The 863-nt window shown below is 47.4% G+C and carries 2 protein-coding genes; both read left to right on the top strand.

Features of this window, described 5'->3' with window-relative positions:
• Positions 1 to 85: 85 nt before the first annotated feature.
• The gene (locus A3750_RS14880; RefSeq protein ID WP_068452318.1) at positions 86 to 475 is read left to right on the top strand and encodes a MerR family DNA-binding transcriptional regulator; all 390 of its coding nucleotides are present in this window, start codon (positions 86 to 88) and stop codon (positions 473 to 475) included.
• Between the two features lie 32 nt (positions 476 to 507).
• The coding region (locus A3750_RS14875) for an acyl-CoA dehydrogenase family protein (protein WP_231871838.1) at positions 508 to 863 on the top strand (356 nt) is incomplete at its 3' end.

The following is an 863-nucleotide window of genomic DNA, read 5'->3' as shown; positions in this document are numbered from 1 at the left end:
AATTGACCGCTAGCTATTGACGTTGACGTTAACGTCAATCCATACTGCGCTGAGTATTATTCATAGTCTTCTGCGCGCAAAAAAAATGGAACGAAAGACCTACAACATCTCGGAGTTATCTAGCGAGTTCGATATCACAACCCGCACAATGCGGTTTTATGAATCGGAAGGCCTCCTACACCCAACCCGCAATGGGCAAAACCGCATTTATGATGATTCAGATCGAGTCCGTTTAAAACTGATACTTCGTGGTAAGCGCCTTGGGCTCTCTCTCGCCGAGTCGAAAGAATTGATCAATATGTATTCGCCCGACGGCAATAATGAAGACCAGCTTCAAAGCCTGCTGTACAAAATTCGAGAGCGGCGAGAAGCGCTTGCGCAACAGCTGATCGACATACGCGCGATGGAAAATGAATTAATGGGCGCTGAAGAGCGCTGCCTTGAAGCGCTAAAAGCGCTCCAAACCAAACAATAAAGATAATTGATTACAGAACCCCGGAGTCATTCATGAGCATCGCCTCAATGCAAAACCTGAACTTTAACCTCGGCGAGACCGTCGACATCCTTAGAGACCAAGTAGCCTCTTTCGTTACTTCCGAGATCAAGCCGCTCGCTGCCAAAACAGACAGCGACAACGAATTTCCAAACGAATTATGGAGAAAGCTAGGCGATATTGGTGTGCTTGGGATGACAATCTCCGAAGAGTATGGCGGCTCTGGCTTGGGTTACCTCGCACATACCATTGCGATGGAAGAGATCAGTCGAGGCAGTGCGTCAATTGGCCTAAGCTATGGTGCACACTCAAACCTTTGCGTTAACCAGATCTATCGCAACGGCAACGACGAACAGAAACAAAAATATCT

The sequence above is a fragment of the Oleiphilus sp. HI0079 genome, from assembly GCF_001635105.1.
The sequence above is the reverse complement of the archived record's forward strand: the minus strand, read 5'-3'. Positions and strand labels throughout refer to the sequence as shown.